We start from the raw sequence: 17347 nt of genomic DNA on the forward strand, positions 1-17347 counted from the left end.
GAAAAATTTCAGCAAGGGGTATTTTATGAAAATATGTTGTAGGCGGAAGTTTAATATCTCTTATGAGTAAAACTTAGAACACAATAAAAGGAAAATGAGAAAGATATCATTTTTATACTCTCTTTTTTCGTTTCATTGATATGGGGAAAAATTCTCTTTATTATTGATAATAATTCAAAGGGATTATTTAAGTTTTTTGGTAAAGTGATTGCGTTGGTAGAATGCAGAGAAGCTAAATGTTACGTGATAGAATTTTAAAGCATCAATTTTATAATAATGATGGAGCAGTTGTGTTCGCCTTACAGTAAGATAAGTAGCTTTAATGGTGGTTGGTATATTTACTTAGAAAAATTTTAAGTGTTGGTAAGGTGTGGAAGCAATCAGATATTAAACAATGAAATATTAAAAACAGCGATGTGTGCATTGTAAATGCAATTATACCAGCATTGTACTAAAATAATGTTATTGTGGCTCATGCTATAAATGGGTTGTCGTATATTGGTTAGAGATGGTGTGTTGTAAAACTGTGTTGTCCTTTAATAATATCATGATGGTGATGCAAAAGAATTGCGGCTTAAGCATCTCACCATCATTTCTCTTTGCGGCAACTTTTTAAGTTATTGCGGAAACATTTTAACTGTTTTCCTCAGCACAAAAAGGTGTTAAAAAAAACGCTCTATGATCGGATTTTACGTCCTATCCATATCAAAATACAGGCTCCTATAAAACCTGAAACAAGATAGCCAAACCAACCAGCAAAGCTTACTCCTAAAAGACCAAAAAGAAAACTCGCTAATGCGGCTCCAATAACTCCTAAAATAATATTTAGCAACACTCCTGTTTGGCTTTTCATAAGATACTGTGCAGCCAATCCTGCAAGCCCCCCGATAATAATAGCTGCAATCCAGCCGATATTTGCGTCTTCCATTATACCCTCCTTTGTCTAAGTCTAGACTGTTAGTTTTAACTAGGGTAAGTTTTGCAAAGGTCAATGTTCACTTTTGCTCGATGAAGGGATATTTCTGCTGGAAATTTTGTTACACCACTCCTTTGCCGTTTTTCAACTCACGTGAAGATCTTATGCGTACAATGTTATGTCTATAATATAATAAATAAAGACCATCTCTATTATAATACTAAAAAATGCTAAAATGAGCAATTATTTTACGTAAAATAGTATCTACAAAAGTATTTTTTATAATGAATTCTATATTTATGAGAATATTTGTTACAATTTTTGTTACAATTTTTGAAAAAAATGAGAATAACCTGACTTAATGAACATATAAAATATATATTCAGAAAATTTACTCGTATAATAGCAATAACGCTTGAATAATTAAAGATATTTTTATTTTATTCTTTACAAAATACTGTATAGATTTATCTTCTTAGAATATTGATATTACCATTGCAATTTTAGAGATATTTACAATTCTGATGGTAGGCTTTTTTCTTGATGATCATACAGTAAAGGGGCGTTTTTTTACAAGAGCATTTGATTTGACTTTAGACATTTGAATATGCACAATTCATGATTGCTGTGGTCCATGTATCGTTCAAAGATTTTTAAAATGAAGATTTGCTTGTTTGTTGGTCAGTAGGATTACGCAGGCGAGAACTTTGAAGCAGTCCTTGTGCTTCTAAAATTGGGTAGATCATTGATGTTAAAAGAGAGTTGATTTGTTTTAGATCACGTACAGTGTCAAGATGAAGACTGGACGATTCTACATTTTTAAGATCTCCTTCACGAAGGCGTTTAAAATGCTTTAAACTCATCTCTTTTTCTAAATTTCGCAGTTGGTCTTTTTTCTGTACCAGCAAATGTGCGGTGTGGGTGTCACGTGAGACAAGAACATTAAATGCAATATGTGCATTGGCGAGAACAATGGAATGGAAACGAAGAAGGTCATTCCATCCTTCGCTACTAAATTGTAGACCTTTTTGTTGTTTCTTTTTAACTAGCATAAGCATATTATGAATAATAATATCTCCAGCTTGATCCAATTTTATACAAGCACCTAGAAGCTCTTGTGTTTGAAGGGCTTCTTCATCAGACAATTTTTGTCCAGCTAATCGTGCAAGATAAAGTTTTATTGCGATATGCTTTTTGTCCAATATAGTGTTTAGCTGGTTGAGTTCACGGATGATGTCGAGATCTGGTTTTTCATAAAGTCCCATGATTTTTTTTAACATGATGTCTACAAGATCACAAATATGGATGACTTCACGCATGACATTCGAAAGTGCTAAAGTTGGACGTTCAAGAACGCTCTCATCAAGAGCTGTTTGATGAGAGAGATTAAGTGTTTTATCAGTTTGCGTTTTTTGGGCACTTAAATGGACAATTTTTGTGGTTAGTTTTAAAACCCATTTCGAGAGGGGTATTCCAGCAAAGAGAATGAAAATATTGAAGATGATATGGGCGTTGATCACTTGAGAAGCTGCATCGTGACCAAGCCATGTGATGGGTGGTTGAAAGGAGAGAAATAAGATGAGGACAAGGATTGAACCGGCTCCACGCATGAGTAAATTTCCCAAGGGAACGAGACGCGTATTAGGAGAGGCGTTGCGTGTGAGAAGTGGTGCTATAAGAGAAGAGCCAAAGTTAACGCCAAGAACCATGATAACACAGAGTTGAGCGTGAATAAGATCATAGTTAGCAAAATTGACGAGCAAAATAATTCCTGCAATGGATGAATGCAAAAGATAAGTCAATATGGCTGCTAGTAAGAAAGAAGAAAGGGGATCGGTTGAAAGATAACGAATGATGCTAGGCAAAATTTCGCTCTCACGTAAGGGCTCTGTGGCGGTGCTTATCATTTGTAAAGATAAAATTAAAAGACCAATACCGATGACAATACGTCCTATTTGACGCCAATTACGTTTTTCAGTGGTCATGAAGATACAAGTGCCGATTAAAAGACATAAGGGTACAACGATTGTGAGATCATAGGAGAGAATTTTGACAACGAATGCTGAGCCTAATTCTCCTCCACGTACGGCCATAAGTCCTGCTAATCCAGAGACAAAGCCAGACTCAACAAAAGAACCAACAAGCAGCGTTATTGCTGTAGAACTTTGTAAAAGCATTGCTGAAAAAAGTCCAAAGCTTATAGCAAATAATGGTTTGGAAATAACATGACGCATTTTGTATTTTAGCTTGTCTCCATAGGTCCGTTCAATGCCTGTGCGGACCATGCGTGTAGCCCAAAGAAGTAAAGAAACAGCACCTGCAAGATGAAGGAGTACCAAGGAGCCATTCATGATCCTTTTTCTTTCTCTGTTGTTATAAATATGATTGATCTAAAAAATTGACGAATTGTGTTTATCGTTTTAGGGGTCTTTCGCTTCTAATACATGACGAAAATCATAGCCACTTGGATTTTGAAAAATCTTTAGACCAAAACTTGGAAGTATCGAATAAAGATGATCAAAAATATCAGCTTGAATTTGTTCATATTCTAGCCAAACAGTTGTGTTGGTAAAGCAATAGATTTCCAGGGGCAAACCATTTGGGGTAGGCGGTAATTGCCGTGTCATCAGTGTCATATTTTGTTCGATATGGAGATGTTTTTTGAGATAAGCAACAACATAAGCACGGAAAGTTCCAATGTTTGTTAAACGTCGGGTATTGGCTAACACATCATGATTTTTATCTAATTGTGTGTTCCATTCAGTGATTTCCGGTATTTTTTGTGTGAAATAATTTTCCAACAAATTAAATCGGGAAAGATATTCTTGTTCTTCTTCTGTGTGAAAACGAATACTTGACTGATCAATGAAGAGGGATCGTTTAATGCGCCGTCCCCCCGATTCTTCCATGCCACGCCAATTCTTAAAAGGATCCGTGACTAGTTTACGGATCGGCACAGTTGTGATTGTCTTATCAAAATTTTGTACTTTAACAGTGTGAAGTGCGATTTCAGTGACATCACCATCTACATCGAGACTAGGGATTTCAATCCAGTCACCGACGCGTACCATATCGGTGGAAGAAATTTGAATACCTGCAATGAGAGAAAGCAATGTATCTTGAAAAATCAACATGAGGACAGCGGCCATTGCGCCAAGACCGGATAAAAGAATAAGAGGGGAGCGGTCAATTAATGTGGCTACCATCAGAATCGCAGCTACAGTAAAAAGCGCAATTTTAGCGATTTGAATATAACCCTTTATTGGCTTTAACCGCGCTGTTGGTTGTTGTTCATAAAGAATATTAATAACATTCAGAAAAGATGAAATAGCTAAGACAACAACAAAAATAATGAAGGCGTTTGCGACATTGCCTATAATAGTGCTGAGTGTCGGGGGAAGGGTTGGAATGAAGTTAATACCGATGGAGAGAGTAAAAGCTGCAACAATATTTGCTATGTAATGAATGGTATTTTCAATATCAACGGTTGTCTTTTTAGGAAGAAAAGAAGAAAGCCGTTTTGCTCCGTGAAAGAGAAGGTTGCGTGCTAAAAAATTGACTAAAAATGCAATGATGATAAGAATAATAAGCCAAGCAATAGATTCTAGCAGTGGATATTGAACAAGAAATTTGATCACTTTTTCATTCTCCATTTCTGAAAAATATGCGGTTGGAGCTTAATCTTTTAACCGCTTAAGAGGAAGTCTTGGAATTATGCTCTAAAGTCGTTAAATATGCAAAAAAGAAATTTAAAACTCTGTGAGAGATAATGCGATTTACGTCCGATTTCCTTGATGAGCTCCGCACAAGATTACCAATTTCAACAGTTATTGGACAAAGGGTGGTGTTTGATCCCCAAAAAAGCAAGCCTTCGCGAGGGGATTTTTGGTGTTGCTGCCCATTTCATGGTGAAAAGACTCCCAGTTTTCATTGTGATGATCGTAAAGGACGCTATTATTGTTTTGGCTGTGGTGTCAGTGGCGATATTTTTACTTTTCTTTGTGAACTTGATGGATTGCATTTTTCAGAAAGTGTAGAGCGTTTGGCTGATTTTGCAGGGGTAAAACTCCCTGTTTTTGATCCACAAAGTCACAAACATCATATGGAAAAAGCAGACCTTTATGATGTTATGAGAATAGCTACGGATTTTTTTCAACAGAGTTTACATGATAAAGAAGGTGTGCAGGCGCGTCGTTATCTTGATGCGCGTGGTGTAACGCTAAAACTTGCAGAGCGTTTTCGAATTGGTTTTGCTCCGATAAGGCGTACAGCTTTAAAAGAAGCTTTAAGCGCGCGGGGTATTTCTATCAAACAAATGGAAGATTGTGGACTTCTCAAATTGGCTGAGGATAATACGGCTTCTTATGATCGATTTAGAAATCGTATTATGTTTCCTATTGAGGATTTACGCGGACGTGTGGTGGCTTTTGGAGGGCGTGCATTAGAAAAAGATACGCCGGCGAAATATCTTAATAGCCCTGAAACAGTACTGTTTCATAAAGGAAACATGCTTTACAATGCAGCCTCTGCTCGTAAAAATAGCCGCTTTGTTGGTGATGAAAAAGTCCGTTCAATTCTTGTGGTTGAAGGTTATATGGATGTTATTGCACTGACTAAAGCTGGTTTTGAGGGAGTTGTAGCACCTTTGGGGACAGCATTAACAGAAGCGCAAATTGGGCTTTTATGGCAGATGGCAGCTGATCCTATCTTGTGTTTTGATGGCGATGATGCTGGTTTAAAAGCGGCTTTTCGTGTTGCTGATCGCGTGTTGCCTCTTTTGAAGGCGGGGGTGTCGGTACGCTTTGTTTTATTGCCACAAGGTAAAGATCCTGATGAAATTATTTCTGCTGGTGGTGCACAACTTTTTTCTTCTTTTTTACAAAAAGCAATTCCATTGATTGAGCTTTTGTGGTGGCGTTCTACTTACGGAAAAAACTTTGAAACTCCAGAGGCACGAGCTGCGCTAGAAAAACAACTGAAACAGCAAATTTTTACCATTAAGGATGAAGATATACGTCGCTATTATTTACAGGATATAAAAAAACGGCTTTTTGATTTTTTTCGTCCTTTTTTTTCGAAAAAAAAATCTACAGGACAGTATCATCAGTCTTCCCAAAACAGAATATTTAAAGATCAATCTTTTTCTATTTTAGCAAATTCCGGTATTGTGCGCCACTCTTCGGAATCTATTCCTCTGCGTGAGGCCGTTATTTTATTGCTTTTAGCTTACTATCCTGAGTTGTGGTATGAAAATTTTGAAGTTTTGGCTGAGTTAGAATTACAAAATACTCAATTGGTATGTTTTCATCAGTCTATGTTAGAAATTCTCGGCAATCAACAGCTTCATGATAAGGAGACAATGGTTGCACTCTTAGAAGAAAGAGGACACAAAGCGCTCTTGGAACGTATGAAACATCTTGTGCAAAATATCGGTATGCGTACGGTCTTTATGGGGGTGCCCATTGAAGATGCTCGTGCTATATTAAAACAGGCTGTCTACTTGCATCTTCAAGAATACCACCTACATAAGAGACTACAAGATATTGAAGAGCAACTGGTAGAAAGTCCTAACAGTGAGGTTTTTGATTTGCTTCGTGAAATAAAAAGTGAGTTAGAGCAAATGCAAGCGACAGAAGCGTTAATTGAAGGATTTGGAAGTTGGTTGGATGGAAAAATAGACGGGAATAAGCAAGATACAATAAAATGATTCGCTTTTTTGATGCGAATCAGTCACCTAAGGCTTAGTATGAAGAAGTTATATAAAGCGACATTTTTATAAAGAATGACGACTGAATTTTAGGAAAAGCGGGAAATTGGTTCTTACTATAGGGTACAGAGATTATCTCAGAAAGGCTGAGAGGTGTCGGGGAAACTTCTAGAGTTTTCCCGCGTTTTTGTGTGAATGACAAGGTGTATACGATATGTAGTCTTTCAAATGGTAATCTTTTCTAAGAGGGGGTATATTATAGGAAACTGTTCGTACGCTTAAATGAGAACGCAAAAAGTTGGTCACATGGAAGCTGTGGAGTGATCAAGTGGAGTTATGGTATGGCAACAAAGGTTAAACAGAAAGATAATGTAGAAGTATCAAGCCAAGCAAGTTTGGATAGTCCTCTTCTTGATTTTTCTGATGATGCCATCAAGAAAATGGTTAAACTTGCCAAAAAGAATGGTTATGTGACGATGGATGAACTGAATGCAGTTCTTCCTTCTGATGAGGTTACATCTGAACAAATTGAAGATATCTTGGCGATGTTCTCCGAGATGGGGATTAATGTTGTGGACGATGAAGATGAAGTCGATTCTAGACATTATGATGAAGAAGTAACGGTGGAAGGAGGCGATTTAGTAGAGGCCTCTAGTCACGCAATTGCAACGACAACGAATAAGCGTGAGGTGACAGATCGTACTGATGATCCAGTACGCATGTATCTGCGGGAGATGGGAGCTGTAGAGCTGCTTTCGCGGGAAGGCGAAATTGCTATTGCTAAGCGTATTGAAGCAGGACGTGAGACAATGATTGCAGGACTTTGTGAGAGTCCTTTAACTTTCCAGGCCCTTATTATCTGGCGTGAAGAATTAAAAGAGCAGCGTATTCTTCTTCGTGAAATTATTGATCTTGAAACAACTTATGCGGGACCAGAAGCTAAGCTGGCCCCTTTTGTTGAACGAAGTGAAGTTGATAAGATAAAAGAGGACAAGACATCTGCTGGTGTGCGTAATATCGAGGGTATTGCCGGTGATAGAGGCGTTGAGGATGATGAGGAAGAAGAGGATGATGTTAATTTATCGCTTGCAGCAATGGAGAATGAACTTTGTCCTCAAGTTATGGAAACATTGGACTTTATCGCTCAGACCTATGTAAAATTGCGAAAATTACAAGATCAGCATGTTGAGAGCAGTTTAGCGGAGCGTAAAGAAGGTGCTCTTTCACCTTCTCAGAAGAAAAAATACATTCAATTAAAGAGCGAGTTGATTCAAGCAGTAAAATCTCTCTCTTTGAATCAAAATCGTATCGAATCTTTGGTTGAGCAACTTTATGATATCAATAAAAGATTGATTCATAATGAAGGGAAGTTGAAACGAATTGCTAACAGTTATGGCATTGGCCATGAGAATTTTTTAAAAGAATATCAAGGCCGTGAACTGGATGCTGATTGGACCAATTATATTGCGACTTTGCCAGGAATAGGGTGGCAAGAATTTTCTATGCGTGAAGCAAAAGAAATTCAAAGGTTGCGTAGCGAAATACAGAATCTTGCCCAAGAAACGGCTATTTCCATTAGCGAATTTCGTCGGATTGTTACACAGGTGCAAAAAGGTGAACGCGAATCAACTATTGCTAAAAAAGAAATGGTGGAAGCTAATTTGCGCTTAGTGATTTCAATTGCAAAAAAATATACTAATCGTGGTCTGCAGTTTCTTGATCTTATTCAAGAAGGCAATATCGGTTTGATGAAAGCCGTCGATAAATTTGAATATCGGCGGGGCTATAAGTTTTCAACTTATGCAACATGGTGGATTCGTCAAGCAATTACCCGCTCAATTGCTGATCAGGCACGCACTATCCGTATTCCTGTTCATATGATTGAAACCATTAACAAAATTGTACGTACATCGCGCCAGATTTTGCATGAAATTGGTCGAGAGCCTACACCAGAAGAATTGTCTAGCAAGCTTTCTATGCCATTAGAAAAGGTGCGAAAAGTTCTTAAAATTGCAAAAGAGCCTATTTCCCTTGAAACCCCTGTTGGTGATGAAGATGATTCCCATTTGGGTGATTTTATTGAGGATAGGAATGCATTATTGCCCATTGATGCAGCTATTCAGGCTAATTTGCGAGATACGACAACGCGCGTCCTTGCTTCCCTCACGCCACGTGAAGAACGTGTGCTGCGGATGCGTTTTGGTATCGGTATGAATACTGATCATACATTGGAAGAAGTTGGTCAACAATTTTCAGTAACCCGGGAGCGTATTCGTCAAATTGAAGCAAAGGCGCTTCGCAAATTGAAACATCCTAGCCGTTCACGCAAATTGCGTAGCTTCCTCGATTCTTGAACAAAGGAACTTGTGTATTTTCAAAAATGTTTTCTTTCTTGAGGCATGTGAGTAAAAAGTGTATCATATTGTTCTTGAAGCACTTTTTTGAGAGGAGGCAGGGTGCTGCATGCAGAATTTGCGGTATCTAGTGTTTTGTATGTTTTTGATCTTTGGACGATTGTTTATAAAATCAGCAAAGAATGTGTGTAATTTGTAGAGTGATTTCTTAAAACAATGAATGATATCTAAAGAATATTATTCTGCATGTAGTGGTCAATTGATTCAGAAACATGATACTAAAACATCACTGATGTTGGAAGGTATCAACTTTTTTATTGAGTAAGATGCTCTTATACTGCAAAAGCATTCAGATAAGCGATTTATGTGAATGTGTGGGAGTTTAAAGATTTCATTCAGACTGCTTACTTTTGATTGTAAAATATTTTCATTTGCATGTTTTGATTGTGTTCTGTGTTTGTTTATGAGAGATATTTTAATGCATTATTTTTCTGTATGTGAAATCTTTATTCAAAATAGTGTGTATCTTTGATTGAATTTGTTTAAAAAGTTTGTCGTAAGGCAGTGTCGCAAATTTATTTTTTGCTTTTTAATCGTTTTTTCTAAAAAGATATGGTTGATTTATGAGTAAAGAAAATCCCTTTTGGAAAGTCAAAAAATTAGAAGAAATTTCACTTCTTGAATGGGAAAGTCTTTGTGATGGGTGTGGATGTTGTTGTTTGCATAAAGTAGAAGATGATGATACGGGTGATATTTATGCAACTAGTGTGGCTTGTCGTCTTTTAGATAGAGAAACTTGTCGGTGTCAGAATTATGTTCATCGTCAATCAATTGTTCCAAATTGTATAGCGTTGGATGTTGCGACGGTTAAAACAGCTCGTTGGCTACCAGAAAGTTGTGCTTATCGGTTGATTAATGAGGGAAAAGATCTTCAATGGTGGCATCCGCTCGTGTCAGGAGATTGTCAGACGGTACATCAAACACAATTTTCTGCACGTGGGCAGATAGAAGTTTACGAGGATGAATTATCGTCTGAAGAAGCTTACCTTGAGCACATCACTGGTCTTCTTTGTGAAGGCCAGTGATTAATGATTGCACGCAATAATTGATGATATTACATAACTTAGTTTATAGAAAATACCACGGTAATACTGACGTTATAGCCCAATTCACCCCCTGAAAAATTTGTGTCTGTATAACTTGTATCCGCTGCTCGGCTCATAAGGCGTGGCTTTGGATAATAGGGATCGTTATTTTCATTGATTTCAATGATCTTTCCTAATTTTACGTCTGCTGCTTGTGCTATCGTTTTTGCTTTTTCAATGGCCTCAGCAATAGCTTTTTTACGTGCTTCTTGATAAAATGGTTTTGGATCGGCGTTGGTAAAGGTAATGCCATTAACCGAATTAACACCAAGCGCCATTGCTTGATCAAATATTTTACCAGCATTGGCGAGATCTCGAATACGCACTGTTAAAGAATTTGAAACATGATACAGTTTTCCAGTGTGCTGTTTTTCGTGATGTTTGTCGGGGGTATATTGATAAATTGATAAGCCTGATGTTTGTAAATCATTTGCTTGGATACCATTGTTTTTGAAAGCGTTTACAATATCATTCATAGACTTATTATTGGCGGCTAGCGCTTGTTGAGCAGTTTTGTCATCTGTAACAACGGCTAAACTGATAATTGCCATATCCGGTGCTGCTTGGCTTTCGCCTGTTGCCGTCACTGTAATTGTTGCGTTTTTCATTTTGCTTTCTTCAGCATGGAGAGGGAGTGAACTGATGAGCAGTGTGAGTGCCATCATCGCTATTTTGATTCTATAGTGATGCAATGAATGGAAAACTGTTTTTGTCATATCTATTCCTTTATATTTATCATTTACTACTTTCTCATTTCTGAGAGTTCTTGTAAAGAAATTAGAGCATTGGAAAAAAAACCAAGAGAAAAGAGAAAAAGATGGGTTATAATTTAGGTAGGCTCTTGTGTCATAGGGCATTTTAGTTTAGAGAAGAGCAACCTATGTGGGGCCTGTAGCTCAATTGGTTAGAGCCAGCGGCTCATAACCGCTTGGTTGGGGGTTCGAGTCCCTCCGGGCCCACCATTCATAAAAAGAATAGGTTCTATAGAAGTCTTTGATTTTCTGTCTCACTGTTCTGCTGGTTTATTTTTCTGTCGGTTCTGTTTTTTCATCTTTAATTGTTTTCTTGTAAGTGATTTTCTTTTTACAGTTTTGCTCTAGAGTGGTGCTATGCTCTTTTTAGTCTAACCAAAAAGCCTTTTATTTGACGCCATTATTGCATCTACGCTAATTAATATATATCTTTAAATTTTCTGCTACATTACATTCTTCATGAGGCACAGGGGAATTGTCCTTGATACGTTTTTATTGCCGCTTTTCTCTTCTGCTTTTCAATAAACGACATTATCTATGGTGTCTTTCTGATTATTCAAAACTGCATCATTACGATTTAATTCTATGCAAAAGAACAGAATTTTCAGATGGTTATGTTATAGCATATGTTCAGTGATTAATAATATTTGTTATCGTTTTCTTTTTTCAAGCTGAGAATTCATTCTTCTTTTGGTAAATGCTTGTGCAATGTATAGCAGCTATCATTAGGGCTTGACCCATTGTCTCTTTTTCAGTATTGCCATTTTTGTTCATGATAGATCTCTATGTCAATATTTTTAGTGGACTTCAGAGGTGCAATAACCTTTTACGCAAGGTATGCCATAGGGTTGTAGGCAGCACTGCTGTTCATAAGAACTGTACGTATTGCATTGCTCTATTTTTGCATATGCGATATCGTTTGAAAAACATAGATAGTGCTGTGTAGAATAAAACTGTGATATATTCTTCTTTTAAAATAAGCTTTTTTGTATTCTTTCACATAGAGAGCAGTAGCGTTTTCAGAGATATCTTCACATTCATCAGTTATTGGTGCGAATCGTTGGATTTGCATAACATTCTTAACGTTGTTGATAAAAGTGATAATGCCAGTTTTTTCACAAAAGGATCTGGATCGTGCGATGTTTTCTGTTTCACTATGGTACATAACCAACAGAATTCCATCTAATTTTATAAAACCAGTTTGTATACAACTGCTTCCATACTGCTTATTGCAAATATTTTTTCTAAGGTATGGGATATGTGCAAACGTTTTAGCGTTATATAGTTTGACTACCTGGAGTATAACTATGAAGAATGACGAAAAATTTGAGGCAGCTTTATCTGATATTATCGTGAAATGGGAGGCTTTGTCTACGACTCAAAAGCAAAAGATATTGAAAATAGTAGAAAGTTCTACAAATTCTGCTCAGTTAACAGAATACTTAAAGCTTCAATCTTCTTTTTATCTCCAGAGGAAATCAAAGCGATAAGTTTTAAATCTTCATCGGAGATGTTAAAACCAGTTATTACATATATGGCGCTAGCATTTCCAAGTGTGTTAAGAATAGCCATGAGCTTATCTACAGAGGGTCTTTTTCCTCCCTTTATCATCTGTTGTACATAGTTTTGTCCACAGCCTGCTGCTTTACTTATTTGAATCATTGTGCGTCCGTCACTTTCTATTAATTCAATTAAGCGTTGGAACCAATCTTTTTCAGTCTTTTTCATTTTTAGACCTTTACACATTTACGCTATAGCGTTAATATTACACTGCGAATCCAGAATATATGAGATAAGGAGCGTGAAAATACCCATGCGTAGCTTTTCGCTTATGAAGGATACAGAGTTGTTTTTAACTAATAACAAAATGTCCCCATACACTTTCAGATTCGAATCAATAAAAAATGGTTGCTTAGTTTCACGATTGTGACAGGGTGGGTGCGTATGACCATAAATGGAAATACACTTGGTGTGTTCATGAAATATTACTGATAGTATACGCAGCGTCATTATAAATCAAGATATCCCCTAACATTGGCATTTATAAGAAATTTCTGCATTTGGTGTGTGGATAGAGTGGATTTCTGTGCTCTGGAGAAAAAAGATCATGGCTGTAGAAAGTACAAACTCATGGGAGCAGAATACTTGTTTTTCTTTTGTTTTAAGAGATTCAGTTACTGTCAGAGATGGTATATCGCATGTGGGCGTTAAGAGAGTTTAAAAACATCAAAAAAAGTAATCTTGATAATTTTATAGAGATGAAGGTACTTTCAGTTATGAAGATGTTTATTGGGGAAAGTGTCATATTAATGGTGGAGGTTTTATCGAAAATGGGTGTGTTTTGGCTGATCCCATAGTTTGTGATGATGTTCCTTTTAGCAGGGACATTTGTGTTTATGATAGCACGCAGATATATTGCATGTTACCTGTATTCACCATTCTTCATGTGTGTAGTAATGCACAAATATATGGTCGTGGAACAGGCAACAGTAGGCTGTATATTTGCAATAAGATAAAGATTTATTGTAATTTGAAGGTGAGTAGCAATGCACGTGTTAACGGCTATGATCTTGTTTATAACTGTGTAGAGATTCTCAAAAATTCTAAAATTTATATCAATGTTTTCGTTTGCTCTTATATAAAGGTTCATGAGAAAGAAAGAGTTTACGGTTATCTTGAAGTTTATCATTGTGCAGATTTTTGCAATGAAAAAGAGATTTGGATAGGGAGTTGCATTCTCCATAATATAAAAAAGGTAAATAAAAACGATACCAGGGAGGCATTTGCTGAACGTATTGGGCTGCTTGCATTATTTGAAATCATTTGTGGTTTTGCATTTTGTCTCAATCAATATGATGCAAGTAATTGGTATAAGGGGATGGATTTAGGTAGCTTTATGAGGCTGCCCTGTATCATTTTTTAGCGTGTTTTGATGGAAGTGAATAAGGAAACCGAGCGTGATTTATTACACTTGGCAGGCGGTCTTTTGCATTCTTTTTTTGATGGAGGGCGAAACAAAGAATTGGTCGAGATGGTCAATTTAATGGCAATTAAAGGAAATCCAAATGAGTGTAAATGAAATTTTATTAGGAATGGTGATTGTTGTTTTGTTTTTTAGTGGATTCGTATTTCGGTTTGCTCTTTATTATCGCGATCAGGTTAAAGCTTTTAAAGAACAGGTACGAAAGATAAACCATGAGTTCTTAAGAGATTCTATGAAGATGACTGAAGAGCGAGATAGGGCAATTAGAGAGCAAAATATGGTGATTAAAAGACGCGATCAAGCAATTGAAAAACTAAAAAAACAAGTTAAGCAGTACGAGGAGATTATAAAGCAATATAAGGAAGCGCTTCAATCTGGAGATGATGTGAAAAAGTAATTATGCACATTGTATATTGGAGCTTTTGCATGACAAGATTTTTAGAGTGTTAAGAAAGTTATGAAAAAGTTTAGGGATAACGGAAAAGGTAAAACTCCGTCATGAAAGCGAATGTTGAGTTGGTGATGAAATTATATTTTTGAATGTTCAAATTTACTTTCATGCTGTGGTTTATAAAAATACTCAAGTATATGGAAAGATAATTTGGGGCGGTGATGTAAAAGTTTATGATGATACACTGATTTATAGGTCTGTGAAGTTGTTATAACAATACAATATATAATTTCGGAACTATCTTGAAGAGCTAACGTTTTTTGTGACGAACCATTGCTAAAAACAATGGGGGAGGCGAGATGTCTTATGAAGGAGTAAGTCACCACCCTCATACTCTTTACTAGCTCTAAGAGTTGTACAGTTCTTAGGTTAAAGAGCTTTCATAAGAGGCATTTTAGTTCTTTCTTGTACAATTTTTTACCCACGCGCCATCCCCGCTTGTGATGTGCAAGTGAATAGTTTTGATATAAATCAATATGAAATTATGATGTAGGGAGGCACATAACAAAGTAAAAATTCTGTCTTCAGGATCAATAATATTAAAATTGTAGCTCTCTAATGAGAGCTTTATGCGTAATCTCTTTTATCTGCTCAATATTCATTAGGATATCTTGTTTTGTTGGATAACCTTTACTAGAAAAAGCGATTTTTTGCTCGTCTCCTGAGATTAAACGCCAATACCACTGATTGTGAACTCCTTGAAACACCTCAAAATACATGCTTCTCACCTCATAAAATAGCCAATAATTTGCAGGATAAATATTCAAACACTCTGACTATAGATATTAAAGTATGTCTCTATAATAAGTCGTCAATATATTCCCCTTATTTTTTTGCTCTTAAGCAATAATTTCTATGAGGGTTATATCTTTGTAACAAGAAAGTACTTATTGTCAATAAGAAGAAAACGGGTATTTTATACTATTTATAGCAGAAACTTCCCTTCATTATCATTTGGCAAAATTATCCCGTATTTCTACTATTGAAGCAAAATTTTTACAGATATCAAACTCTATCAGCATGGAAAAATGCTTTTTTCCGTGCTGATTAAAGGTTTACATTTTTTATATCCTTTGTGATCAGGATATTTACTGATTAGCTGTGATTTCTTTTTGAGATACGCTTCGAATGAGTAAATCAATGAACAAGCTAAGGGTATAGGAATTAGCCATTTTTGCTTTCATATCAATCAGAGAGGTTGCAGCTTTTGGGTTAAGACTATTCGATAAGCCCTGCTTTGACAAATATTGCTGCAATTTCTCGTAAGAACTATCGATTTTTTCCTGATTTGGTTTTTCACTACGATCACTACTGGCAAGAATTTCCTCGAGTCCTTCGATTTTTTTTATAAAATAGTTCCAGTCAAAGTCACCTTTAGTATATTCGGTATCAAACATTTTCCCCTGTCCGGTTAAAAGCCAGTTAATATTGACACCGTATAACGTACGGTATGTTTGTAAAACACTAAGATTGGGTTCTCTTTCGCCACGTTCATAAAAAGCGATAGAGTTTTTTGTCATGCTAAAATTTTTAGCCAAGGTTTCACGTGATGGATCTCCTAAAGCGAGACGTACATAACGTAAACGTTTGCCAAAGATAGTTTTTGATTCAGTTTCAGGACGTGCCACGAATTATCTCCCTCAGTAAATCATCATGGTATAGACTTGTGATGAATAAAGCCACACTATGTATTAATATCTCATGATGTAATGTCAATATTTATAGCTTTATTTTCCTTTATTTTTTTAATTTTAGTGGATAGAAAGTCATTTTAAACTGATTAGTTTGTACCTTAATTTAAGGTAGATACTCATTTTTTTAATAAAATGAGAGAATCACTTAATCTTTCTCTTGTTTTTTCTAAAGGGCATTTCCATATAAGCACGCCGTGTAGGTTGTCGTTATTTTTCTATGAACAGATGCCATTTTTCGATGTGCACTCTACAGATAAATGAAAAATAAATTTTGAGGTATGATCATGACCTTATTAGGTTATTTTAGATGGGCTTTCTTTTTTACAGTTGTTGGGGTTTTTCTAGGAGGCATTATTGGTTGGTTGGAAACAGGGAGTATTACCGGCTTTCTTAGATATTTTTTTATTTGCTGTGTGCTAGGAATTTTAGAAATTTCCTTATCTTTTGATAATTCTATTATCAATGCCCGTGTTCTTGGAAAAATGGATTTTGTATGGCGTCGTCGTTTTTTGCTATGGGGCATTTTAGTGGCTGTATTTGGGATGCGGGTTGTTTTTCCATTACTCGTGGTTGCTGTTGCTGTTAGGATTAATCCAATTGCGGCAGTAAAATTAGCAATATGGGAACCACATCAATATGCTGCAATTTTAACAGATGCACATATGGGGATTGCGGCTTTTGGAGGAACTTTCCTCATGATGGTCGGTTTGAAATATTTTTTTGATTCGCAAAAAGAGGTCCATTGGTTTTCTTTTATAGAGAAACCTGCTCAAAAATTGGGGGCGCTTGTTGGTATTGATGTTGCAATTGTTTTGGCTTTGATATTATTCTTTTCCACACAGATTGTCACAGAAGATAAAATAACTTTCTTACTTGCTGCGCTTTATGGACTTTTGACTTTTATAGGAATCGAAGCAGTGAGTTCACTTTTGGATGCTCCTAAAACGACTCTTAGTACTGTTACAAAAGGAGGAGCAGGCGCCTTTCTTTATCTCGAAATTCTAGATGCTAGTTTTTCTTTCGATGGGGTGGTTGGTGCTTTTGCTTTTTCACACAATCTTTTTATTATTGCAATTGGTCTTGGTATAGGGGCGTTCTATGTTCGTTCTATGACGATTATGTTAGTTGAATCTGGAATATTGTTGCATTATCGTTATTTAGAGCATGGTGCTTTTTATGCCATTTTGGTGCTCGCAGTTATTATGTATCTGCAAACAACTATATCTGTTCCTGAAGTGTTAACAGGACTAGTGGGAGTTTGTATTATTGGAATGGCATTTTATTCGTCTCTTCGTTTTAAGCGTCATCATCTCAATAAGCATCTTTAACCTAAGTAAATTAAAAT

General features: G+C 36.3%; 15 protein-coding genes and 1 tRNA gene. 9 read left to right on the plus strand and 7 right to left on the minus strand.

The window, feature by feature from the left end; translation table 11 throughout:
• Nucleotides 1-676: 676 nt before the first annotated feature.
• From PVV68_RS01020 to PVV68_RS01030, 3 genes are all read right to left on the minus strand, one after another.
• Complete coding sequence (locus PVV68_RS01020; RefSeq protein ID WP_273719824.1) at nucleotides 677-928, minus strand: GlsB/YeaQ/YmgE family stress response membrane protein; 252 nt, start codon at nucleotides 926-928, stop codon at nucleotides 677-679.
• A gap of 641 nt (nucleotides 929-1569) precedes the next feature.
• Nucleotides 1570-3267, minus strand: coding sequence for a Na/Pi cotransporter family protein (locus tag PVV68_RS01025; protein WP_273719826.1), 1698 nt, complete (start codon nucleotides 3265-3267; stop codon nucleotides 1570-1572).
• A 69-nt stretch (nucleotides 3268-3336) separates the two neighbouring features.
• Entirely contained in the window at nucleotides 3337-4554 is a 1218-nt protein-coding gene (locus tag PVV68_RS01030) for a mechanosensitive ion channel family protein (protein ID WP_273719828.1), read from the minus strand.
• Nucleotides 4555-4685: 131 nt separating this feature from the next.
• Here PVV68_RS01030 and dnaG point away from each other — a divergent pair, with 131 nt between their 5' ends.
• The 3 genes from dnaG to PVV68_RS01045 all read left to right on the plus strand — a co-directional run bounded on the left by dnaG (nucleotide 4686) and on the right by PVV68_RS01045 (nucleotide 10062).
• Nucleotides 4686-6623 (plus strand): DNA primase, encoded by a 1938-nt coding sequence (dnaG, locus tag PVV68_RS01035; protein WP_273719829.1) that lies wholly within the window; start codon nucleotides 4686-4688, stop codon nucleotides 6621-6623.
• Nucleotides 6624-6964: 341 nt separating this feature from the next.
• Nucleotides 6965-8977 carry an RNA polymerase sigma factor RpoD gene (rpoD, locus tag PVV68_RS01040; protein ID WP_273719831.1) on the plus strand — a complete coding sequence of 671 codons (2013 nt, stop codon included), beginning with the start codon at nucleotides 6965-6967 and terminating at the stop codon, nucleotides 8975-8977.
• 623 nt (nucleotides 8978-9600) lie between these two features.
• Nucleotides 9601-10062, plus strand: coding sequence for a YcgN family cysteine cluster protein (locus PVV68_RS01045; protein WP_273719833.1), 462 nt, complete (start codon nucleotides 9601-9603; stop codon nucleotides 10060-10062).
• Between the two features lie 38 nt (nucleotides 10063-10100).
• On the opposite strand, the gene PVV68_RS01050 is transcribed toward PVV68_RS01045, so the two are convergent.
• A complete protein-coding gene (locus PVV68_RS01050) occupies nucleotides 10101-10838 on the minus strand; it encodes an SIMPL domain-containing protein (protein WP_273719834.1) in 738 nt (245 codons plus the stop codon).
• 169 nt (nucleotides 10839-11007) lie between these two features.
• On the opposite strand from PVV68_RS01050, the gene PVV68_RS01055 reads away from it, so the two are divergent.
• Both PVV68_RS01055 and PVV68_RS01060 read left to right on the plus strand, forming a co-directional pair.
• A tRNA-Ile gene (locus PVV68_RS01055) sits at nucleotides 11008-11084 on the plus strand.
• 1097 nt (nucleotides 11085-12181) lie between these two features.
• Nucleotides 12182-12364: a hypothetical protein gene (locus PVV68_RS01060; protein ID WP_273719836.1), complete on the plus strand. Its 183-nt coding sequence runs from the start codon at nucleotides 12182-12184 to the stop codon at nucleotides 12362-12364.
• Here the strand turns inward: PVV68_RS01060 and PVV68_RS01065 are convergent.
• On the minus strand, nucleotides 12288-12602 hold the full coding sequence (locus PVV68_RS01065) for a helix-turn-helix domain-containing protein (protein WP_273719838.1): 315 nt from the start codon (nucleotides 12600-12602) through the stop codon (nucleotides 12288-12290). The genes PVV68_RS01060 and PVV68_RS01065 overlap by 77 nt on opposite strands.
• Before the next feature lie 613 nt (nucleotides 12603-13215).
• Here PVV68_RS01065 and PVV68_RS01070 point away from each other — a divergent pair.
• The 3 genes from PVV68_RS01070 to PVV68_RS01080 are packed head-to-tail and all read left to right on the plus strand — an operon-like array spanning nucleotide 13216 to nucleotide 14254.
• Nucleotides 13216-13797 carry a hypothetical protein gene (locus tag PVV68_RS01070; protein WP_273719840.1) on the plus strand — a complete coding sequence of 194 codons (582 nt, stop codon included), beginning with the start codon at nucleotides 13216-13218 and terminating at the stop codon, nucleotides 13795-13797.
• A 15-nt stretch (nucleotides 13798-13812) separates the two neighbouring features.
• On the plus strand, nucleotides 13813-13953 hold the full coding sequence (locus PVV68_RS01075; RefSeq protein ID WP_273719842.1) for a hypothetical protein: 141 nt from the start codon (nucleotides 13813-13815) through the stop codon (nucleotides 13951-13953).
• A complete protein-coding gene (locus tag PVV68_RS01080; RefSeq protein ID WP_273719844.1) occupies nucleotides 13940-14254 on the plus strand; it encodes a hypothetical protein in 315 nt (104 codons plus the stop codon). The genes PVV68_RS01075 and PVV68_RS01080 overlap by 14 nt, the downstream gene beginning before the upstream one ends.
• 593 nt (nucleotides 14255-14847) lie before the next feature.
• Here PVV68_RS01080 and PVV68_RS01085 read toward each other — a convergent pair.
• Complete coding sequence (locus PVV68_RS01085) at nucleotides 14848-15027, minus strand: YegP family protein (protein ID WP_273719845.1); 180 nt, start codon at nucleotides 15025-15027, stop codon at nucleotides 14848-14850.
• A gap of 369 nt (nucleotides 15028-15396) precedes the next feature.
• The gene (locus PVV68_RS01090) at nucleotides 15397-15936 is read right to left on the minus strand and encodes a helix-turn-helix transcriptional regulator (protein ID WP_273719847.1); all 540 of its coding nucleotides are present in this window, start codon (nucleotides 15934-15936) and stop codon (nucleotides 15397-15399) included.
• 350 nt (nucleotides 15937-16286) lie between these two features.
• Between PVV68_RS01090 and PVV68_RS01095 the strand changes: the two genes are divergently transcribed.
• Nucleotides 16287-17330, plus strand: coding sequence for a DUF475 domain-containing protein (locus PVV68_RS01095; protein WP_273719849.1), 1044 nt, complete (start codon nucleotides 16287-16289; stop codon nucleotides 17328-17330).
• Nucleotides 17331-17347 lie beyond the last annotated feature (17 nt).

Origin of the sequence: Bartonella sp. ML69XJBT, assembly GCF_028618515.1 — a bacterium.
Taxonomy (GTDB): domain Bacteria; phylum Pseudomonadota; class Alphaproteobacteria; order Rhizobiales; family Rhizobiaceae; genus Bartonella.

Coding starts and splice junctions, on each gene's coding strand:
- rpoD (WP_273719831.1), top strand. CDS start 6,965: ATGGCAACAAAGGTTAAACAGAAAGATAATGTAGAAGTATCAAGCCAA.
- PVV68_RS01050 (WP_273719834.1), bottom strand. CDS start 10,838: ATGACAAAAACAGTTTTCCATTCATTGCATCACTATAGAATCAAAATA.
- PVV68_RS01020 (WP_273719824.1), bottom strand. CDS start 928: ATGGAAGACGCAAATATCGGCTGGATTGCAGCTATTATTATCGGGGGG.
- PVV68_RS01060 (WP_273719836.1), top strand. CDS start 12,182: ATGAAGAATGACGAAAAATTTGAGGCAGCTTTATCTGATATTATCGTG.
- PVV68_RS01025 (WP_273719826.1), bottom strand. CDS start 3,267: ATGAATGGCTCCTTGGTACTCCTTCATCTTGCAGGTGCTGTTTCTTTA.
- PVV68_RS01080 (WP_273719844.1), top strand. CDS start 13,940: ATGAGTGTAAATGAAATTTTATTAGGAATGGTGATTGTTGTTTTGTTT.
- dnaG (WP_273719829.1), top strand. CDS start 4,686: ATGCGATTTACGTCCGATTTCCTTGATGAGCTCCGCACAAGATTACCA.
- PVV68_RS01065 (WP_273719838.1), bottom strand. CDS start 12,602: ATGAAAAAGACTGAAAAAGATTGGTTCCAACGCTTAATTGAATTAATA.
- PVV68_RS01045 (WP_273719833.1), top strand. CDS start 9,601: ATGAGTAAAGAAAATCCCTTTTGGAAAGTCAAAAAATTAGAAGAAATT.
- PVV68_RS01095 (WP_273719849.1), top strand. CDS start 16,287: ATGACCTTATTAGGTTATTTTAGATGGGCTTTCTTTTTTACAGTTGTT.
- PVV68_RS01085 (WP_273719845.1), bottom strand. CDS start 15,027: ATGTATTTTGAGGTGTTTCAAGGAGTTCACAATCAGTGGTATTGGCGT.